This window comes from Geobacillus sp. Y412MC52, assembly GCF_000174795.2.
Classification (GTDB): Bacteria; Bacillota; Bacilli; order Bacillales; family Anoxybacillaceae; genus Geobacillus; species Geobacillus thermoleovorans.
Genome location: NC_014915.1, coordinates 1,114,239 through 1,133,554 on the forward strand (window position 1 = coordinate 1,114,239; position 19,316 = coordinate 1,133,554).

Sequence of the window (19,316 nt, forward strand, 5' to 3'; positions counted from 1 at the left end):
TCGGCGTGCTCATTGGAAAGCGATTGAATGACCGCTATAAAATCATCAGCCTCATCGGCGGCGGCGGCATGGCCAACGTGTATTTGGCCCGCGATATGATTTTGGAGCGCGATGTTGCTGTCAAAGTGCTCCGCCTTGATTTTGCCAATGATGATCAGTTCATCAAACGGTTCCGCCGCGAGGCGCAAGCGGCGACGAGCTTAAACCATGAACATATCGTCTCCATTTATGACGTCGGCGAAGAGGAAGGCGTCTATTACATCGTCATGGAATATGTGCGCGGCGCGACGCTGAAGCAATACATCCAGCAGCACGCTCCGCTTCCGGTCGAACGGGCGCTTGGCATCATGGACCAGCTGACATCGGCGATCGCCCATGCCCATGAGAACGGCATCATCCATCGCGACATTAAACCGCAAAACATTTTGCTTGATGAGCACGGCAATGTGAAAGTGACCGACTTCGGCATCGCTGTGGCGATGAGCGGCACGACGATCACGCAGACCAACTCGGTGCTCGGTTCGGTTCATTATTTGTCGCCGGAGCAGGCGCGCGGGGGCATCGCTACTGAAAAATCGGACATTTATTCACTCGGCATTGTCATGTTTGAACTCGTCACCGGTCGGCTGCCGTTTTCCGGCGAATCAGCCGTTTCGATCGTGTTGAAGCACTTGCAGGCGGAAACGCCGCCGCCGAAGGCGTGGAATCCCGACATCCCGCAAAGTGTGGAAAACATTATTTTAAAAGCGACGGCGAAAGACCCGTTTTACCGCTACCAATCCGCGCGCGAAATGAACGAGGACATTCGGACAGCGCTGGATCCAAGGCGGCGCAACGAGCCGAAATTTACCATACCCGATGACGATGAGGAAGCGACGAAAGCCATTCCGATGATCAAACATGCGGAAAGCGCGGCGTTGGAGCAAGAGACGCTTGTGTACGAGGAAAAAACGAGCGAACCGGTTCATACGACGGGCGAACCGAAACCAAAGCGGAAACGGGCATGGATCGCCTGGCTTGTGGCTGCCTTGCTGTTCATTGGAGCTGCCGGCGTCAGCGCGGTCACATGGATTCCGGGCCTCATTTTTCCAAAAGAAGTGACGATGCCGAACGTGGTCAACAAAAACTATGATGACGCTGTTGAACAGCTGTCGTCGCTCGGTTTGGAAATCAAAGATACGATTGATGTGGAAGATGATCAAATCGAAGAAGGAAAAGTCGTGCGCACCGATCCGGAAGCCGGCATGACGGTGAAGAAAGGGGCCGGCGTCATCATTTATAAAAGCATTGGAAAAAAGAAAATCGAATTTCCAAGCTTCATTGGCGATGATATTGCTGCGGCGGAGGAGGAGCTGCGCGCCGAAGGATTTACCCGCATCACACGCAGCGGCCGCTACAGCGACAAGCCGGAAGGGACGATTTTGGATCAATACCCGTACGCCGGTGATGAAGTCGTGCCTGATGAAACGGAAGTGATGTTCACCGTCAGCCTCGGGCCGGAGAAGGTCACCGTTAAAGATTTGACTGGCTATACGGAAAAAAGCGTGCGCGACTACGGCGCGGATCAAGGGCTGCGCATTGACGTGAAGTACGAGTATTCGGACGAGGTGCCAGAAGGGCTTGTCATTTCGCAAACTCCAGCGGCGAACGAGCAGGTAAAAAAAGGGGAAACCATCACGGTCGTCATTTCCCGCGGGCCGGAGCCGAAGCCGTCCAAAACGGTAGTGAAAGAGATTATGATCCCGTATGAACCGGCGATGCCGGGGCAAATGGTTGAAGCCCAGCTTTACATCCAAGATGCCAACCACAATATGTCAACGCCATACAAAACATACCGGCTGACGGCGCCAGCGACCGAGATGGTCGAGTTTGAAATTCCATATGGGGAGACCGCTTATTACCGCGTCATTGTCAACAATGTCGTCAAAGAGGAAGGATCGATCCCGTACCCAGAAAATAACGAAAAAAAAGGGGTGAGGCTATGGCGGAAGGACAAATCATTAAAGCATTAAGCGGATTTTATTACGTCTTGTCCGAAGGTCGCGTGTTCCAATGCCGCGGGCGCGGTGTGTTCCGCAAGAAAAAAGTGACGCCGCTCGTCGGCGACCGCGTCGTTTTTCAGGCGACGAGCGAAACGGAAGGCTATATTTTGGAGATTGGCGAGCGGCAAAATGAGCTTGTGCGGCCGCCGATTGCCAACGTCGAACAGGCGATTTTAGTCTTTTCGGCTGTAAGCCCGGACTTCAGCGCCAAGCTGCTCGACCGCTTTCTTGTCTTGGTTGAATCGAAACGCATCGCGCCGATCATTGTCATCAGCAAAATCGATTTGTTGGATGGCGAATCGAAAGAAGAGATCGCCCGCTACGTGCATGATTACCGGCGCATCGGCTACGACGTGATTGAAACGTCAGCAGTGACCAAGGGCGGCCTCGATGAACTGGCGTTGCGCCTTCGCGGCCGCGTCTCCGTCGTCGCCGGGCAGTCCGGCGTCGGCAAATCGTCCTTATTAAACGCGCTCCGTCCGGATTTGCGGTTGAAAACGGGCGACATTTCCACCCATTTAGGGCGCGGCAAGCATACGACCCGCCATGTCGAACTGCTTGAGGTCGCCGGTGGACTTGTCGCCGACACCCCAGGGTTTGGCGCGCTTGAGTTTGACCAGATCGAGCTTGATGAATTGCCGCATTATTTTCCTGAATTCCGAACGTACGGGGAAGGGTGCAAGTTCCGCGGCTGCCTTCATATCGCCGAGCCGAAATGCGCTGTGCGTGAGGCGGTCGAGGCCGGGGAGATTCCATCGTACCGCTATGACCACTACGTTAGTTTTGTTGCCGAAATGAAAGAACGAAAGCCGAGGTATTGAACATGATTCGAATTGCGCCATCGATTTTATCAGCCGATTTCGCCCGCCTGGCTGAGGAAATTCGTTCGGTCGAGGAAGGCGGGGCGGATTGGATTCATGTCGATATCATGGACGGGCATTTCGTGCCGAATTTGACGTTCGGTCCGCCGGTCGTGGCCGCCATTCGACCGGTGACGAAGCTGCCGCTTGACGTCCATTTGATGATCGCCGACCCGGACCGATACATTCCGGCGTTTGCGAAAGCGGGCGCGGATGTGATTTCCGTCCATGTTGAGGCGTGCGTGCATTTGCATCGGACGATTCATTTTATCAAAGAACAAGGCGTCAAAGCCGGGGTGGTGCTCAATCCGCATACACCGGTCGAGATGATCCGCCATGTGATCGGTGATGTCGATCTCGTCTTGTTGATGACGGTCAATCCAGGGTTTGGCGGACAGGCGTTCATTCCGGCGGTCGTGCCAAAAATCCGTGAGGTCGCCCGGATGGCCAGTGAACAAAACAAAGAGGTCGATATTGAGGTCGACGGCGGCATCAATGCGGAAACGGCGCCGCTTTGCGTGGAAGCCGGAGCGAACGTGCTTGTCGCCGGCTCGGCCATCTACAATGAACGGGATCGAGCCGCCGCTATTCGCACGCTTCGCAAAGCGTGCGCCAACTAGCCAAAAGGCAGCGCCGCTTTTGCCATCTTATTGAGCCGCAGGGTGATGAGAGCAAAGAAAAGAACGGAAGATGGCTGCCTCGGCCCTTGCCGAAAGGGGGAAACGCATGTGTTGATTCATATTGTCGGCGGCGGTCCGCCCCACCTTCTTCCCGATTTGCGCTCGTATGATGGGAGCGATGTGCAGTGGGTCGGCGTCGACCGCGGCACGAAAGCGCTGCTGGATTTCGGACTCCGCCCGGTGCGGGCGTTTGGCGATTTTGATTCCTTGCCGGCTGAGGAGGTCAAGCGGCTAAGGGAGATGCTGCCGGAGCTTGACATTTGGCCGGCGGAAAAAGACAAAACGGATATGGAGATCGCCCTTGACTGGGCGGTTAGGCAGACAGATGGGGCCATCCGTCTGTTTGGGGCGACCGGCGGGCGGCTTGACCATTTGTTTGGCAACGTTGAGCTGCTGTTAAAGTACGCCGGGCGGCCCATTGAACTCATCGACCGGCAAAACGTGCTCACCGTCCATCTGCCCGGCGTGCATACGGTCGCGCGAGACGATCGATACCGTTATGTGTCATACATCCCGATTTCCGAAACGGTGGCAGAACTTACGCTGATGGGATTTAAATATCCGTTAACAAACTGTCATATTTCTCGCGGTTCGACATTATGTATTAGTAATGAACTTATCCAATCTTCCGGTACTTTTTCGTTTTCAGAAGGCATATTAATGATGATAAGGAGCAGCGATTTTGCCGGCTGCCCGTAGTCGCGCTTGGCTTATGACGGAATATAATGGATAAGGAAATGGCGGGAAGCTCGTGATGATCGGTGTGAGGAGGGAATCGGGATGAAGTTTTATACGATCAAGCTGCCGAGATTTTTAGGCGGAATCGTGCGGGCGGTGTTGAACGCATTTAAAAAAGGATAAGAAAAAAGCACCATTTTTGGTGCTTTTTTGTTGCCGCCGAACAAAAGGAGGGTTGCAACCTTTTGGGGCGGCTTCTTTTCGTTAGGCCGTTAGACGCGTTTCACTTTTCCAGATTTCAGTGCGCGCGCCGAAACCCAGACGCGTTTCGGTTTGCCGTCAACTAAAATGCGCACTTTTTGCAAGTTGGCTTTCCATGTGCGGCGGCTGGCGTTCATGGCATGCGAACGCGAGTTGCCGAACGATTTCTTCTTGCCGGTAATGAAGCACTTCGCCATCGTTTTTCCCTCCTTGCTTTCACATCCCTCTAAAAACACTATTATAATTTACCATACAACCGTAGGGATTGCAATAGACGTGCGGTTTTCTTTCAAGAAACTGTCCTTGACATCTATTTCAGTTTTCGGCTAAATAATACTAGTGGGCGGACGGGAAGCGCTTTGAAAACAGAAAGCGTTATAGTACAATAGGGGTAGCTGTGCGAGATACGCAAAGGGGGAACGAGCATGTCGATTGAATGGCAAACGAAATACGGGCGCATCGAAGTCGCCAATGAAGTCATTGCGATGATCGCGGGGGGAGCAGCCGTCGATTGTTACGGCATTGTCGGAATGGCGTCGAAAAACCAAATTCGCGATGGGCTGTCGGAAATTTTGCGCCGGGAGAATTTTTCCAAAGGGGTTATTGTCCGCGAAGAAAACGGCGAGGTACATATCGATATGTACATCATCGTCAGCTACGGAACGAAAATTTCCGAAGTCGCCCATAACGTGCAGTCGAAAGTGAAGTACACGCTCGATCAGACGCTCGGGCTGGCGGTTCAGTCGATCAATATTTACGTTCAAGGGGTTCGGGTGTCAAACCCGTAGTAAGGAGGAGTTAGCCGGTGACAATGAGGACGCTTGACGGAAGACGATTTGCCGATATGGTGCAGCAAGGGGCCGCACATTTGGCGAACAACGCCAAGACGGTCGATGCGCTGAACGTCTTTCCGGTTCCAGATGGCGATACAGGAACGAACATGAACTTGTCGATGACGTCCGGGGCGAAAGAAGTGAAGGCGAATGCCTCCGACCATATCGGCAACGTCGCCGCGGCGCTGGCGAAAGGGCTGTTGATGGGGGCGCGCGGCAATTCCGGCGTCATTTTGTCGCAGCTGTTCCGCGGATTTGCCAAGGCAGTCGAAGGCAAACAAGCGGTGAACAGCTTCGAATTCGCCGCCGCTTTGCAGGCGGGGGTGGACACAGCCTATAAGGCGGTGATGAAGCCGGTTGAGGGGACGATCCTCACCGTTGCCAAAGAAGCGGCGCGCAAGGCGGTGGAGGTGGCAAAAAAAGAACGCGACGTGATCGCCGTGATGGAAGCGGCGCTCGCCGAGGCGAAAGCGGCGCTTAAGCGCACACCCGAATTGCTCCCGATCTTAAAGGAAGTCGGTGTCGTCGACAGCGGCGGTCAAGGGCTCGTATACATCTATGAAGGGTTTCTTGCTGCTCTGAAAGGAGAAATCGTGAGCGCCGCACGCGCTGAGGCGCGGATGGACGATTTAGTGAAAATGGTGCACCATCAAAGCGCGCAAAGTCATATTCATACCGATGAGATCGAGTTTGGCTACTGCACGGAGTTCATGGTCCGTTTTGAGCCGGAAAAGCTGGCCGAGCACCCGTTTTCCGAAGAAACGTTCCGCCGCGAGTTAAGCCAGTTCGGCGACTCGTTGCTTGTTGTCGCGGATGACGAGCTTGTTAAGGTGCACATCCACTCGGAAACGCCGGGTGAGGTGCTGACATACGGTCAACGCTACGGCAGCTTGATCAATATTAAAATTGAAAACATGCGCGAACAACATGCCAACATCGTCGGCAAGGAGGCCAAAACGCTGACTGGTGTTGCCAAAGAGGAAGCAAAGCCGTACGGCATCGTCGCCGTCGCCATGGGCGCTGGCGTGGCTGAACTGTTTCGGAGCATCGGTGCCCACGCCATCATTGAAGGTGGGCAAACGATGAACCCGAGCACGGAAGAAATCGCTGATGCCATCCGCCTCGCCAACGCGGAAACGGTGTTTGTGCTGCCAAACAACAAAAACATTGTGATGGCGGCCAAACAAGCGGCAGAGTTGTCTGAACAACGGGTTGTCGTCATCCCGTCGAAAACGGTTCCGCAAGGTCTGGCGGCGCTCTTGGCGTTCAATCCGGCGCAATCGGCCGAGCAAAATGAGCGGGCGATGACGGCGGCGCTGTCGCGAGTGAAAACGGGGCAAGTGACATTTTCCGTGCGCGATACGACGATTGACGGCATCGAGATTCAAAAGGGCGATTACATGGGGTTATGGGATGACCGCATTATTGCCGCTGACAAAGACAAACTCACCGTAACGAAGCGGCTGCTTGATGCGCTCATTGATGAAGAAAGCGAAATCGTGACCATTTTGTACGGCGAAGACGCAACGGAGATCGATGTGGAAACAGTCGTTGCCTATTTGGAAACGAAACATGACGGGGTCGAAGTGGAAGTGCATAACGGAAAGCAGCCGCTGTATCCATTCATCATTTCCGTCGAATAATATGTTAGAATAATAGAAGGGAGCATTCCCTTCTATTTTCTTATTTTTCTGTTTTGTGGAGGAATAGCGGAGATGAAATACAAAAGCGTCTTTGATATCATTGGCCCGGTGATGGTCGGGCCGTCAAGTTCACATACGGCCGGGGCGGTGCGCATCGGTTTAGTCGCGCGCAAGTTGTTTGGCCGAAAGCCGACGTGGGCGCGCATTTCGTTTTACGGTTCATTTGCCGAAACGTATCGGGGGCATGGCACCGATGTTGCCATTGCCGCTGGGTTGCTTGGGTTTGACACGTTCGATGAACGTCTTCCGAATGCGCTCGAGATCGCCCAAGCGGAAGGTGTGGATGTGTCGTTTTCCGCTGAGGAGGCGGTTCCGCATCATCCGAATACGGCGCGCCTGCGGATTGGCGATGATGAAGGCGAGCTTGAGCTCGTCGGCATTTCGATCGGCGGCGGAAAAATCGAAATCGTCGAATTGAATGGGTTTGCCTTGAAGCTGTCCGGCCATCATCCAGCGCTGCTCATTATGCATAACGACCGGTACGGGACGATTGGAGCGGTGGCTTCCGTGTTGGCGAAGCGGAAGATCAACATCGGCCACATGGAAGTGTCGCGCAAGGAGAAAGGGAAAGAGGCGCTCATGGCGATCGAAGTCGACCAGCCGTTGACCGATGATCTGATTCAAGAATTGGAGCAGTTGCCGAACATCATTCAAGTGGCGAAGCTTGTGGATTAAAAAGAAATCGGTTTCCGATGCACCATGATGGAGAGAGGATAGGTGGGAAATGATATGTTTCGCAATGTAGCTGAACTCGTGGAGATGGCAGAAAAGGACAACATCAAAATCGCTGAAGTGATGATTCGCCAAGAAGTGGAGGTAAGCGGAAGAAGTCGAGAAGAGGTGATCGCGCAAATGGATCACCATTTGTCGGTCATGGAGCGCGCCGTCGAGAGGGGACTCGAAGGGGTTGTGTCCCGCTCCGGGCTGACGGGCGGCGATGCGGTGCGGATGCAGCGTTATATTGAGGGCGGCCGTTTTTTGTCTGGGGAGACGATTTTGGACGCCGTCAGCAAAGCCATGGCGACGAACGAAGTGAACGCGGCGATGGGCGTTATTTGCGCCACCCCGACGGCAGGGGCGGCCGGCGTCGTTCCAGGGACGTTGTTTGCCGTGAAAGAGAAGCTGCGGCCGACAAGGATGGAAATGATCGAGTTTTTGTTTACAGCCGGGGCGTTTGGCTACGTCGTCGCGAACAACGCCTCGATTTCCGGCGCCGCCGGCGGCTGTCAGGCCGAGGTCGGGTCGGCGGCTGGCATGGCGGCCGCGGCGTTGGTGGAGCTGGCCGGTGGGACGCCTGCTCAAGCGGCCGAAGCGATGGCCATCGCCTTAAAAAATATGTTGGGATTAGTATGCGACCCGGTTGCTGGCCTGGTCGAAGTGCCGTGCGTCAAGCGGAACGCGATGGGGGCGGCGAACGCCATGATCGCTGCGGATATGGCGCTAGCCGGCATTAAAAGCCGCATCCCGTGCGATGAAGTGATTGAAGCGATGTATCGCATCGGTGCAGCCATGCCGGTGGCGCTCAAAGAAACGGCGCAAGGGGGGTTGGCCGCGACGCCGACTGGCCGCGCCATTGCGGCTCGCATTTTCGGCGCTTCTGCGGCATCGAAGTGAACGAAGCGATGCAGCAGCCGGTGACGGCGGTCAAAGGCATCGGTGAAGAGACGGCGGCGGCGCTTGCCGACATCGGCATCGCGACGATCGGCGAGCTGCTCGCGTACGCCCCGTACCGCTATGATGATTACGAACAAAAAGATTTGGCCGCCGTCCGCCATGAAGAAAAAGTGACAGTGGAAGGAAAAGTATACAGCGCCCCGCTGTTGACGTATTACGGAAAGAAAAAATCGCGCCTTTCCTTCCGCATGCTGGCTGATCGCTACTTGATCACCGTTGTTTGTTTCAACCGTCCCTATTTGAAGGAAAAAATCGCCCTGAACGAGACGGTGACGGTGATCGGCAAATGGGACCGGCATCGGCAAACGATCAACGCCTACGAACTTCGGTTCGGACCGGCTCCGGAGACCACCGGCATCGAGCCGGTTTACTCCGTGCGCAGCCCGCTGACGGTGAAAACGATGCGCCGGTTGATGAAAGCGGCGTTCGAACAGTTTGGCGAGCACATCCCCGACCCGCTGCCGCCCGCTTTGCGCCGCGCTTATCGCCTTGTCGACAAACAAGAAGCGCTCCGCGCCCTTCATTTTCCGCGCACGCGCGAAGAATTGCATCAGGCGCGGCGCCGGCTCATCTATGAGGAGTTTTTGTTGTACCAGCTGAAAATGCAGGCGCTCCGTCGATTGATGCGCGATGAGCGGCGCGGCGTCGTTCATTCGTTTTCTGAAGAGCGGCTTTCGTCCTTTCTTTCCGGATTGCCGTTTGTCTTGACGAACGCCCAGCGCCGTGTCATCGGCGAAATTTTGGCGGACATGCGCTCGCCGCGGCAAATGAACCGGCTTTTGCAAGGCGACGTCGGTTCTGGCAAGACGGTCGTTGCCGCTGTCGCTCTTTACGCCGCCGCTTTGTCCGGATTTCAAGGAGCGCTGATGGTGCCGACGGAAATTCTGGCTGAACAGCACGCCCGCTCGCTCGCCGAGCTGTTTGCCGATACGGATGTGACGATCGCGCTCTTGACAAGCTCAGTGAAGGGAAAGCAGCGCAAAGCGGTGCTTGCCGAACTGGAAGAAGGAACAATTGATATCGTCGTAGGCACGCACGCCTTGATTCAAGAAGGAGTGCAGTTTCGCCGGCTTGGCCTCGTTATTACGGACGAGCAGCACCGGTTTGGCGTCGAACAGCGCCGCGTTTTGCGTGAGAAAGGGCATGCACCGGATGTATTGATGATGACGGCGACGCCGATTCCGCGCACACTCGCCATTACAGCGTTCGGCGACATGGACGTATCGGTGCTCGATGAAATGCCGGCCGGACGAAAAAAAGTCGAGACGTATTGGGTGAAGCATCATCAGTTCTCCCGCGTGCTCGATTTTATCGAAAAGGAATTGCGCCGTGGTCATCAGGCGTATGTCATCTGTCCGCTCATTGAGGAGTCGGACAAATTGGATGTGCAAAACGCCATCGATGTCCATAGCCAGCTTGTCCATTATTATCGCGGGAAATATGAGATCGGCTTGATGCACGGCCGGCTGTCGGCCGACGAAAAAGAACGCGTCATGCGGGCGTTCAGCGAAAACCGCATCCATGTGCTCGTCTCGACGACGGTTGTTGAAGTCGGCGTGAATGTACCGAATGCGACGGTGATGGTCATTTACGACGCCGAACGGTTTGGCCTCGCCCAGCTCCATCAGCTGCGCGGGCGGGTCGGGCGCGGCGACGCCCAGTCGTACTGCATTTTGATCGCCGACCCGAAATCGGAAGTCGGCAAAGAACGAATGCGCATCATGACGGAAACGGCCGATGGGTTTGTGTTGGCCGAAAAAGATTTGGAGCTGCGCGGTCCGGGCGATTTTTTCGGTACAAAACAAAGCGGGCTCCCGGAATTCCGCTACGGCGATCCAGTGCATGATTACCGCATTTTGGAAGTCGCCCGCCGCGATGCCGCCAAGCTCGTTTCCTCGGCCGCGTTTTGGCGCGATGAGGCGTACGCCGGGCTGCGCGCCGAGCTGGAAGCGTCCGGCCTACTCGACGGGGAAAAGCTAGATTAATAGACAGGGAGGAGGCGGCCGGCGCATTCGCGCCCCGCTGTTTTTTATGGTAATTGATTTTTTGGCCAGTGGAAGCCTATATTTTCATTGCTCGGACGGAGGAGGCAGGAGATGCCTGTCCCACTATTTCGTTTGTGGGCCTCGAGGATGGAGCAGAAAGCCGTTTGGCGAGGGGGGCGTCGGATTCACAGCGGCCGACAGCATGTGGCGCTGTTCATTTTTTGTGCTTGCATTTCGTTTTTTGATATTATATATTACTTTTAGTACCTAGTCATAAAATTCGGACGGTGTCACGAATCGATGAGAAAAAGCAAACGCGAACGGCAACGGTTGTTGCAGGAGACGATCCGGGAAAACCCGTTTATCACCGATGAAGAGCTCGCCGAAAAATTTTCGGTCAGCGTGCAGACGATCCGCCTTGATCGGCTTGAGCTGTCGATTCCCGAACTGCGTGAGCGCATCAAGAATGTCGCCCGCCAGTCGTTCGCTGATAAAGTGCGGGCGTTGCCGCTTGAAGAAGTGATCGGCGACATTATTGACATCGAGCCGGATGCGAGCGCCATTTCGATTTTCGATGTGAAAGAGGAGCACGTCTTTCGGCGCACCCGCATCGCCCGCGGCCATCATTTGTTCGCTCAGGCCAACTCGCTTGCCGTCGCTGTCATCCATGATGAACTGGCGCTGACAGCGAAAGCGACCATTCGTTTTGTGCGTCAAGTGAAAGAAGGGGAGCGGGTCGTAGCCAAAGCGAAAGTGACCGGAAAAACGGCGCACGGGCGCACAATCGTCGAGGTGAACAGCTACGTCGGCCAGGAGCTCGTCTTTTCTGGTACGTTTGAAATGTATCGTTCAAACATAGAGAAAAAGGATGGGGACAGCAATGAATATCGCGGTTGATGCCATGGGCGGAGACCATGCCCCGGGCGAAATCGTGCGCGGGGCGCTTATGGCCGCCGCCCATTTCCCTGACATCGAGATTACGCTGATTGGCGATGAAGCGAAAATTCGCCCGCATGTGGCGGGTGAAGAGCGCATTTCGATCATCCACACCGACGAAGTGATCGAAGCAGATGATGAGCCGGTGCGGGCGGTGCGGCGCAAAAAGAACTCGTCGATGGTGCGCATGGCGGAAGAAGTGAAAGAAGGGCGCGCCGCTGCCTGCATTTCCGCCGGCAATACCGGGGCGCTCATGGCAGCCGGACTGTTTGTCGTCGGGCGGGCAGCCGGCATCGACCGCCCGGCGCTCGCCCCGACGCTGCCGACGTTGGATGGGCGCGGCTTTGTCTTTCTGGATGTCGGCGCCAACGTCGATGCAAAGCCGGAACATTTGCAGCAATACGCTTTGATGGGACATGCGTACGCAAAGAACGTGCGCGGCGTCGAAAAACCGCGCATCGGCTTGTTGAACGTCGGAACGGAAGACCAAAAAGGAAACGAAACAACGAAACGGGCGTTTGCCTTGCTCAAGGAAACGAACCTTCATTTCATCGGCAATGTCGAAGCGCGCGATCTGCTGCAAGGAGTGGCTGATGTTGTCGTCGCCGACGGCTTTGCCGGCAATGTTGCGTTAAAAACGATTGAAGGGACGGCGCTGGCGCTCTTTTCCTTGCTCAAGCAGACGCTGACAAGCGGCGTCGCGGCGAAGCTGGCCGCCGCCGTCCTCAAGCCAAAGCTCGCCGGGCTGAAAAAAATGATGGACTACTCGGAGTATGGCGGCGCGGCGCTGTTTGGCTTAAATGCTCCGGTCATTAAAGCGCACGGGTCGTCTGATGCGAACGCCATCTTCCACGCCATCCGCCAGGCGCGAGAGATGGTGGTTCATGATGTCATCGGCACGATCAGAGCGGAGCTGGAACGGGCATAATCGGTAAAGGAGGAATCAAAAATGGGGAAAATCGCCTTTTTATTTCCTGGCCAAGGATCGCAGACGGTCGGCATGGCGAAAGACGCTGCCGAGCATGACGCCCGCGCCCGTGCCGTCATCGCGGAGGCTGACGAGCGGCTTGGATTCGCGCTTTCCAAGCTCATGTTCAACGGACCGCAAGAAGAGCTGACGTTGACATATAACGCCCAGCCGGCGCTCTTGACCGCCAGCATCGCCTTGCTCCAGCTTGTCGACGGCGCTGGGCTGAAAGCGGACTATGTCGCTGGCCATAGTTTGGGCGAATATACGGCGCTTGTCGCCGCCGGCGCCATGTCGTTTGCCGATGCCGTCTACGCGGTGCGCCGCCGCGGTGAGCTGATGGATGAAGCGGTGCCGGCCGGTGAAGGGACGATGGCGGCGGTGCTTGGGATGGACGCTGATGCGCTTGAAGCAGTGACAAATGAAATCGCCGCCCAAGGCGATCCGGTCGAGCCGGCCAACTTCAACTGCCCGGGGCAAATTGTCATCTCCGGCTCGAAAGCCGGAGTGGAAAAAGCGGCGCAGCTTTTGAAAGAACGCGGCGCCAAACGCGTCATTCCGCTTGAGGTGAGCGGTCCGTTCCACTCCGCTCTCATGAAGCCGGCGGCAGAAAAACTGAAAGCGGTTCTTGACAGTTTGGTGATTCGTGACGCCGTCATTCCGGTCGTCGCCAATGTGACTGCTGAGCCGGTGACGAAAAAAGAGGACATCGCCCGCCTTCTCATTGAACAACTGTACTCGCCGGTGCGTTGGGAGCAGTCGGTGCGCACGCTTCTTTCGCTTGGCGTCGACACGTTTGTCGAAATCGGTCCGGGAAAAGTGTTGTCCGGCCTTGTGAAAAAAATCGACCGCAACGCCCGCGTTTATGCGGTGAACGATCTTGCTTCCTTCGAAGCGACCGTTGCGGCGCTGAAAGGGGAATAAAGCGATGCTCGAAGGAAAAATTGCTCTTGTGACCGGGGCGTCGCGCGGCATTGGCCGGGCGGTCGCTCTGGAGCTTGCCCGCCAAGGGGCGAACGTTGCCGTCAATTACGCCGGCAGCGAGGCGAAAGCGAATGAAGTTGTCGAGGCCATCCGCTCGCTCGGCCGCGAAGCGATCGCCGTGCAGGCGGACGTCGCCCGCGCTGAAGATGTTGAGCGCATGGTGAAAACGACGATTGACCATTTTGGCCGCCTCGATATTTTGGTCAACAACGCCGGCATTACACGCGACAATTTATTGATGCGGATGAAAGAAGAAGAATGGGATGCCGTGATTAACACGAATTTAAAAGGGGTATTTCTTTGTACGAAGGCGGCAACGCGCCCGATGATGAAGCAGCGCTATGGGCGGATCGTCAACATTGCTTCGGTCGTCGGCGTGATCGGCAATCCGGGGCAGGCGAACTATGTCGCCGCCAAGGCCGGCGTCATCGGGCTGACGAAGACGGCGGCGCGCGAACTTGCCAGCCGCAACATCACCGTTAACGCCGTCGCACCAGGATTCATTACGACCGATATGACCGAAGCGCTCAGCCCGGAGCTGAAGGCGGAAATGTTAAAGCAAATTCCGCTCGCCCGCTTTGGCGAGCCGGATGATGTCGCCCGCGTCGTCGCTTTCCTCGCTTCCGACGCCGCGAGCTACATGACCGGACAGACGCTTCATGTTGACGGCGGCATGGTGATGCCGTAAGAAAAACAGCGCTAGTATTTTTTCTGCCAATCGACTATAATCATGAAGGGAGGTGAACGCAATGGCCGATGTATTGGAACGTGTAACGAAAATCATCGTTGACCGGCTGGGGGTTGACGAATCGCAAGTGACGCTCGAGGCGTCGTTTAAGGACGACCTGGGCGCTGACTCGCTCGACATCGTCGAACTCGTCATGGAACTTGAAGACGAATTCAACATGGAAATTTCCGATGAAGAGGCGGAAAAAATCGTCACAGTCGGAGACGCTGTGAACTACATAAAAAGTCGTCTGTAATGCCGCTTTTTTGCAAAGTCCCGTTGCTTCGAACGGGGCTTTCTCTGCTTTTTCAGGGATGCTCGGCGGGTCTTGCGGAAAAAAGCGCACGATTCCCGCTCGCGTAGCGGACCGGAGAACGGATATAATAGAAGAAGACACGGCCATTTTGTTCTGGAACGAAGTCGGAGGGCATTTTTATGTCAAAACAAAAAGATAAAGAGCGCATCCATGAAAAGAGGCGGGCGAAGTTTCAAGAGCTGCAAAAAAAAATCGGCATCACCTTTCGAAACGAAAAGCTGTTGATTCAAGCGTTCACCCATTCATCGTATGTGAATGAGCATCGGCGGCGGCTTCACGAAGACAATGAACGGCTTGAGTTTTTAGGCGATGCCGTGCTGGAGCTGACCGTTTCTCAATATTTATTTCAAAAGTTCCCGCATATGAGCGAGGGGCAATTGACGAAGCTGAGGGCGGCCATCGTCTGCGAGCCGTCGCTTGTGAAATTTGCCAACGCCCTGTCGTTCGGCGAGCTCGTCTTGCTCGGCAAAGGCGAGGAGCTGACCGGCGGGCGGACGCGTCCGGCGCTCTTGGCAGACGTCTTTGAGGCGTTCATCGGCGCTTTGTATTTGGATCAAGGAATGGACGCGGTCATCCGCTTTTTGGAGAAAACGATGTTTCCGAAAATTGATGAAGGTGCTTTTTCTCATGTGATGGATTTTAAAAGCCAGCTGCAGGAATTGGTGCAGCGGGACGGCAGCGGAACGCTTGAATACGCCATTTTGGAGGAAAAAGGTCCGGCCCACAACAAGGAGTTTGTCGCCCGCGTAGCGTTAAACGGCCAAGAGCTTGGCATCGGCGTCGGCCGCTCGAAAAAGGAAGCCGAACAGCATGCGGCGCAAATGGCGCTCGAAACGTTGCGGGCTGCCGATCAGCAGTGAAGGCTGGCGCTGTTACGTCAGTCTTTTTTCTGTGAACGTGCGAAGGGATGGAGAGCAAACGCTGCTCATGGGTGTTTCGATGAACATGCGCGCCTTGAGCGGGGGAAGAAAGGCGTTTTTTTCGATAGCTCATATGGTAGGATGAAAAGATCGAACGTCTCGGTTTCCCAAAAGGGCTCCGGGGTGTTTGTGGTGGATCACAGTGGAAAGATGGTGAGGCGTCATACCATGTTCCTGAAACGATTGGATGTGATCGGCTTTAAATCGTTCGCCGACCGTGTATCGATCGAGTTTGTCCCTGGTGTGACGGCGGTCGTCGGTCCGAACGGGAGCGGCAAAAGCAACATTACCGATGCGATCCGTTGGGTGCTCGGTGAGCAATCAGCAAAATCGTTGCGCGGGGCGAAAATGGAAGACGTCATCTTCGCCGGCAGCGAATCGCGCAAGCCGCTCAATGTGGCTGAAGTGACGATCACACTCGACAATGAAGACGGCTTTTTGCCGCTTGAGTACCAGGAAGTGAGCGTGACCCGGCGCGTCTATCGCTCGGGGGAGAGCGAGTTTTTCATCAACCGCCAGCCGTGCCGTTTGAAAGACATCGTCGATTTGTTTCTCGATTCCGGGCTCGGCAAGGAGGCGTTTTCTATCATCGGCCAAGGCCGGGTCGAAGAGATTTTAAGCAGCAAACCGGAAGAGCGGCGCACGATTTTTGAAGAAGCGGCCGGCGTGTTGAAGTACAAGCTGCGGAAAAAAAAGGCGGAGGCGAAGCTAGCGGAGACGCAAGACAACTTGCACCGCGTCAACGATATTTTGCACGAGCTCGAACAGCAGCTTGAGCCGCTCCGCATGCAGGCGTCGCTCGCCAAAGAGTTTTTGGAAAAACGCGAAGAGCTCGAGCGATTTGATGTGGCGCTGATGGTTCACGACATCGAGCAGCTGCGCGGGCAATGGAATGAGTTGAAGGAAGCGCTTGATGGGCACCAGCGGGACGAAGGGGCGCTGGCGGCGGCGTTGCAGAAAATGGAAGCCCAAATCGAACAGCTGCGCGATCAAATGACCGCCATTGACGAATCGATCGACGGTTTGCAGCAAGTGCTGCTTTTAGCCAGCGAAGAGCTTGAGAAGCTCGAAGGGCGGAAAGAAGTATTGAAAGAGAGAAAAAAGCATGCCGCGAGGCGAAAAGCGCAGCTGGACGACATAACGGCTGCACTGGCTGCGAAACGGCGCCGCTTGACGGAGCAGCTGCATGCCGAGCGGGAGGAACTCGCCCGGCTTGAGGCGGGCGCCGCAGCGCTCGAGCGGGAGCTGAAAGAAAAACAGGCTTTGTTTTCGGCGCATGAAGCCGACATTGAAGAAGAAATCGAGCGGCGAAAAGGTGATTACATCGACCTTGTTCATGAACAGGCGGCGTTGAAAAACGAACGTGCACATGTGGAGCAGGCCATCAGCAAGCTGCATGCCAAACGGACGGCGCTCGATGAAGCGAACCGCCGCCATCTCGCCGAACGTGAACAGCTTGAGCAGAAGCGGGCGGCCTTATGGGCCGAGCAGACCCGCCTCGAACAGGCGCTGACGGAAGCGCATAACAGACAAGCCGCTCTCGCCGCGGCGCTCGCAGCGCAAAAAACGGAGCTCGAGCAGCATGAAGCGTTGCTGCATCAGGCGCGCCAATACCGGCAGCAAACCAAAGCGCGCCAGCAATGGTTGGAAGAGATGCAACATGATTATTCCGGTTTTGTCCAAGGAGTAAAGGAAGTATTAAAGGCGCGCGACCTTCTGCCCGGCATTCATGGCGCCATTGTTGAGCTCATCCGCGTGCCGGACCGCTATGAGACGGCGATTGAAACGGCGCTCGGCGGGGCGATGCAGCATATCGTCGTTGACAGCGAACAGGCGGCGCGGCAAGCGATTCACTATTTGAAAACGAACGGCTACGGGCGCGCGACGTTTTTGCCGCTTGACGTCATAAAAGCGCGCGCGCTTTCCGAACGGGAGCGGGCGGCGATTGACCGCCATCCGGCGTTTGTCGGCATCGCAAGCGAGCTCGTCGAATACGACCGCGCCTATAGGGCGGCGATCGCCCATTTGCTCGGCCATGTCATCGTGACAGCCGATTTAAAAGGCGCGAATGAGCTGGCCAAGCTTCTTCACTATCGCTATCGCCTCGTGACATTGGACGGTGATGTCGTCAGCCCTGGCGGGGCGATGACCGGCGGCGGGGCGGCGAAAAAGACCGCGTCGTTGCTAAGTCGAAACCGCGAGCTTGAGATGCTTTCGGCCAAACTGCAGGAAATGGATGAAACGATCGCTCGGCTTGAACGGGCTGTTGCCGCAAAACGACACGAGCTGGCGGAGCAGGAAGCGCAGGCGGCCGCGCTGCAAGAAGAGGTTGCGGCGCTTCGGGAGGCCCTGCAAAGACAAAAGGACGAGCAACGCGAGCTCGAATGGCAGAAAAAACGGATCGACGAGCGGCTCGCACTGTATGATGAAGAAAAGGCGAACGACGAGCGCGAAATGGCAGAGCTCAACCGCCGCCTCGGCGCCATTGACAGGCAGCTTGAGCAGCTTGCCGAGAAACTGCAGACGATCGATGACGACATCAGCCGGCTGCAGGCGCAAAAACAGACGGAGCAAACGACGAAAGAGGCGCTCCAGGCAGCGATCACGGAGCAAAAAATCGCCTTGGCGGAAACGAAAGAGCGCGTGAAACATGCACGCCGGAAAGTGGAAGAATGGGAAGCGGAGCTTGCCGAAACGATCCGTGGGCTCAAAGAAGCAGAGCGCGAACGAGCCGCTTTGGATGCGGAAATGGAGGCGCCGGAATGGAACGAGGAAGAGATTGAGCAGCTGCGAAAGCAAAAGCTTGAGGACAAGCAAAAGACATTGGAGCTGATCGCGAGCCGTCGCGAACAGCGGCTCGATTTCCAACGCCGTCTTGAACATTTGGAACAGGAATGGAAAGAGACGAAGCGGCAGCATAAACAGCTCGCCGATGTCGTGAAAGACGAAGAAGTAAAGTTGAACCGGCTTGATGTGGAGCTGGAGAATCTGCTTGTCCGTCTGCGCGAAGAGTATGGGCTGTCGTTTGAAGCGGCTCGCTCCGCGTACCCGCTTGAGATCGGCGCCGATGAGGCGCGCAAGCGGGTGAAGCTGATCAAGCGCGCCATGGAGGAGCTCGGCACCGTCAACTTGGGGGCGATCGATGAATACGAACGTGTTTCCGAACGGCACCGCTTTTTAAGCGAACAAAAAACCGATTTGGAAGAGGCGAAGGCGACGCTCCACCAAGTGATCGATGAAATGGATGAAGAAATGAAAAAACGGTTTCTCACAACGTTTGAACAAATCCGCGCCCATTTTGGCGAGGTATTTGGCGAGCTGTTCGGCGGCGGGCGCGCCGATTTGCGGCTGACCGACCCGAACGACTTGCTTGAGACTGGGATCGACATCGTCGCTCAGCCTCCGGGGAAAAAGCTGCAACATTTAAGCTTGCTTTCCGGCGGCGAACGGGCGCTGACGGCGATCGCCCTCTTGTTTTCGATTTTAAAGGTGCGTCCGGTGCCGTTTTGCGTCCTTGATGAAGTCGAAGCGGCGCTTGATGAAGCGAACGTGCAGCGGTATGCCCAATATTTAAAACGGTTCAGCCGCGACACGCAGTTTATCGTCATCACCCATCGAAAAGGGACGATGGAAGAAGCGGACGTGCTGTACGGCGTCACGATGCAAGAATCGGGCGTCTCAAAGCTTGTTTCCGTCCGTTTGGAAGATTCGAAGGAGCTCGTGCGGTCATAATGGAAAGGAGGCGCTTTG

At 55.8% G+C, this 19,316-nt stretch carries 18 protein-coding genes; 17 read left to right on the top strand and 1 reads right to left on the bottom strand.

Features of this window, described 5'->3' with window-relative positions:
* Positions 1-5: 5 nt before the first annotated feature.
* The 5 genes from pknB (at position 6) to spoVM (ending at position 4,443) form a co-directional block, all read left to right on the top strand.
* Positions 6-2,012, top strand: coding sequence for a Stk1 family PASTA domain-containing Ser/Thr kinase (gene pknB, locus GYMC52_RS05615; protein WP_013523371.1), 2,007 nt, complete (start codon positions 6-8; stop codon positions 2,010-2,012).
* Positions 1,982-2,863 carry a ribosome small subunit-dependent GTPase A gene (rsgA, locus tag GYMC52_RS05620; RefSeq protein ID WP_013523372.1) on the top strand — a complete coding sequence of 294 codons (882 nt, stop codon included), beginning with the start codon at positions 1,982-1,984 and terminating at the stop codon, positions 2,861-2,863. Before pknB ends, rsgA begins: the two co-directional genes overlap by 31 nt.
* A 2-nt stretch (positions 2,864-2,865) precedes the next feature.
* A complete protein-coding gene (gene rpe, locus GYMC52_RS05625) occupies positions 2,866-3,522 on the top strand; it encodes a ribulose-phosphate 3-epimerase (protein ID WP_013523373.1) in 657 nt (218 codons plus the stop codon).
* Positions 3,523-3,630: 108 nt separating this feature from the next.
* Positions 3,631-4,281, top strand: a complete 651-nt coding sequence (locus GYMC52_RS05630; RefSeq protein ID WP_013145787.1) for a thiamine diphosphokinase — start codon at positions 3,631-3,633, stop codon at positions 4,279-4,281.
* A gap of 81 nt (positions 4,282-4,362) precedes the next feature.
* Positions 4,363-4,443: a stage V sporulation protein SpoVM gene (spoVM, locus tag GYMC52_RS05635; protein WP_011230680.1), complete on the top strand. Its 81-nt coding sequence runs from the start codon at positions 4,363-4,365 to the stop codon at positions 4,441-4,443.
* An 89-nt stretch (positions 4,444-4,532) separates the two neighbouring features.
* Here the strand turns inward: spoVM and rpmB are convergent, their stop codons facing one another.
* Complete coding sequence (gene rpmB, locus GYMC52_RS05640) at positions 4,533-4,718, bottom strand: 50S ribosomal protein L28 (RefSeq protein WP_011230681.1); 186 nt, start codon at positions 4,716-4,718, stop codon at positions 4,533-4,535.
* A 228-nt stretch (positions 4,719-4,946) separates the two neighbouring features.
* Between rpmB and GYMC52_RS05645 the strand changes: the two genes are divergently transcribed.
* From GYMC52_RS05645 to smc, 12 genes are all read left to right on the top strand, one after another.
* On the top strand, positions 4,947-5,309 hold the full coding sequence (locus tag GYMC52_RS05645) for an Asp23/Gls24 family envelope stress response protein (RefSeq protein WP_011230682.1): 363 nt from the start codon (positions 4,947-4,949) through the stop codon (positions 5,307-5,309).
* Positions 5,310-5,326: 17 nt separating this feature from the next.
* A complete protein-coding gene (locus tag GYMC52_RS05650; protein ID WP_013523374.1) occupies positions 5,327-6,997 on the top strand; it encodes a DAK2 domain-containing protein in 1,671 nt (556 codons plus the stop codon).
* A gap of 72 nt (positions 6,998-7,069) precedes the next feature.
* Positions 7,070-7,732 carry an L-serine ammonia-lyase, iron-sulfur-dependent subunit beta gene (gene sdaAB, locus GYMC52_RS05655; protein WP_013523375.1) on the top strand — a complete coding sequence of 221 codons (663 nt, stop codon included), beginning with the start codon at positions 7,070-7,072 and terminating at the stop codon, positions 7,730-7,732.
* 54 nt (positions 7,733-7,786) lie between these two features.
* Positions 7,787-8,671 carry an L-serine ammonia-lyase, iron-sulfur-dependent, subunit alpha gene (gene sdaAA, locus GYMC52_RS05660; protein WP_013523376.1) on the top strand — a complete coding sequence of 295 codons (885 nt, stop codon included), beginning with the start codon at positions 7,787-7,789 and terminating at the stop codon, positions 8,669-8,671.
* A complete protein-coding gene (gene recG / locus GYMC52_RS05665; RefSeq protein ID WP_013523377.1) occupies positions 8,668-10,716 on the top strand; it encodes an ATP-dependent DNA helicase RecG in 2,049 nt (682 codons plus the stop codon). Before sdaAA ends, recG begins: the two co-directional genes overlap by 4 nt.
* Before the next feature lie 300 nt (positions 10,717-11,016).
* Complete coding sequence (fapR, locus tag GYMC52_RS05670) at positions 11,017-11,613, top strand: transcription factor FapR (RefSeq protein ID WP_011230687.1); 597 nt, start codon at positions 11,017-11,019, stop codon at positions 11,611-11,613.
* Complete coding sequence (gene plsX / locus GYMC52_RS05675) at positions 11,597-12,580, top strand: phosphate acyltransferase PlsX (RefSeq protein WP_013145780.1); 984 nt, start codon at positions 11,597-11,599, stop codon at positions 12,578-12,580. The genes fapR and plsX overlap by 17 nt, the downstream gene beginning before the upstream one ends.
* Before the next feature lie 21 nt (positions 12,581-12,601).
* Positions 12,602-13,543 (top strand): ACP S-malonyltransferase, encoded by a 942-nt coding sequence (fabD, locus tag GYMC52_RS05680; RefSeq protein WP_013523379.1) that lies wholly within the window; start codon positions 12,602-12,604, stop codon positions 13,541-13,543.
* A gap of 4 nt (positions 13,544-13,547) precedes the next feature.
* Positions 13,548-14,291 carry a 3-oxoacyl-[acyl-carrier-protein] reductase gene (fabG, locus tag GYMC52_RS05685; protein WP_013523380.1) on the top strand — a complete coding sequence of 248 codons (744 nt, stop codon included), beginning with the start codon at positions 13,548-13,550 and terminating at the stop codon, positions 14,289-14,291.
* A gap of 61 nt (positions 14,292-14,352) precedes the next feature.
* Positions 14,353-14,586: an acyl carrier protein gene (locus GYMC52_RS05690; RefSeq protein ID WP_011230691.1), complete on the top strand. Its 234-nt coding sequence runs from the start codon at positions 14,353-14,355 to the stop codon at positions 14,584-14,586.
* A gap of 179 nt (positions 14,587-14,765) precedes the next feature.
* Positions 14,766-15,506, top strand: coding sequence for a ribonuclease III (gene rnc / locus GYMC52_RS05695; RefSeq protein WP_013523381.1), 741 nt, complete (start codon positions 14,766-14,768; stop codon positions 15,504-15,506).
* A 228-nt stretch (positions 15,507-15,734) separates the two neighbouring features.
* On the top strand, positions 15,735-19,298 hold the full coding sequence (gene smc / locus GYMC52_RS05700) for a chromosome segregation protein SMC (RefSeq protein WP_013523382.1): 3,564 nt from the start codon (positions 15,735-15,737) through the stop codon (positions 19,296-19,298).
* The last annotated feature ends 18 nt before the right edge of the window (positions 19,299-19,316 follow it).

Coding starts and splice junctions, on each gene's coding strand:
- rsgA (WP_013523372.1), top strand. CDS start 1,982: ATGGCGGAAGGACAAATCATTAAAGCATTAAGCGGATTTTATTACGTC.
- rpe (WP_013523373.1), top strand. CDS start 2,866: ATGATTCGAATTGCGCCATCGATTTTATCAGCCGATTTCGCCCGCCTG.
- spoVM (WP_011230680.1), top strand. CDS start 4,363: ATGAAGTTTTATACGATCAAGCTGCCGAGATTTTTAGGCGGAATCGTG.
- rpmB (WP_011230681.1), bottom strand. CDS start 4,718: ATGGCGAAGTGCTTCATTACCGGCAAGAAGAAATCGTTCGGCAACTCG.
- GYMC52_RS05645 (WP_011230682.1), top strand. CDS start 4,947: ATGTCGATTGAATGGCAAACGAAATACGGGCGCATCGAAGTCGCCAAT.
- sdaAB (WP_013523375.1), top strand. CDS start 7,070: ATGAAATACAAAAGCGTCTTTGATATCATTGGCCCGGTGATGGTCGGG.
- sdaAA (WP_013523376.1), top strand. CDS start 7,787: ATGTTTCGCAATGTAGCTGAACTCGTGGAGATGGCAGAAAAGGACAAC.
- fapR (WP_011230687.1), top strand. CDS start 11,017: ATGAGAAAAAGCAAACGCGAACGGCAACGGTTGTTGCAGGAGACGATC.
- plsX (WP_013145780.1), top strand. CDS start 11,597: ATGAATATCGCGGTTGATGCCATGGGCGGAGACCATGCCCCGGGCGAA.
- fabD (WP_013523379.1), top strand. CDS start 12,602: ATGGGGAAAATCGCCTTTTTATTTCCTGGCCAAGGATCGCAGACGGTC.
- fabG (WP_013523380.1), top strand. CDS start 13,548: ATGCTCGAAGGAAAAATTGCTCTTGTGACCGGGGCGTCGCGCGGCATT.
- GYMC52_RS05690 (WP_011230691.1), top strand. CDS start 14,353: ATGGCCGATGTATTGGAACGTGTAACGAAAATCATCGTTGACCGGCTG.
- rnc (WP_013523381.1), top strand. CDS start 14,766: ATGTCAAAACAAAAAGATAAAGAGCGCATCCATGAAAAGAGGCGGGCG.
- smc (WP_013523382.1), top strand. CDS start 15,735: ATGTTCCTGAAACGATTGGATGTGATCGGCTTTAAATCGTTCGCCGAC.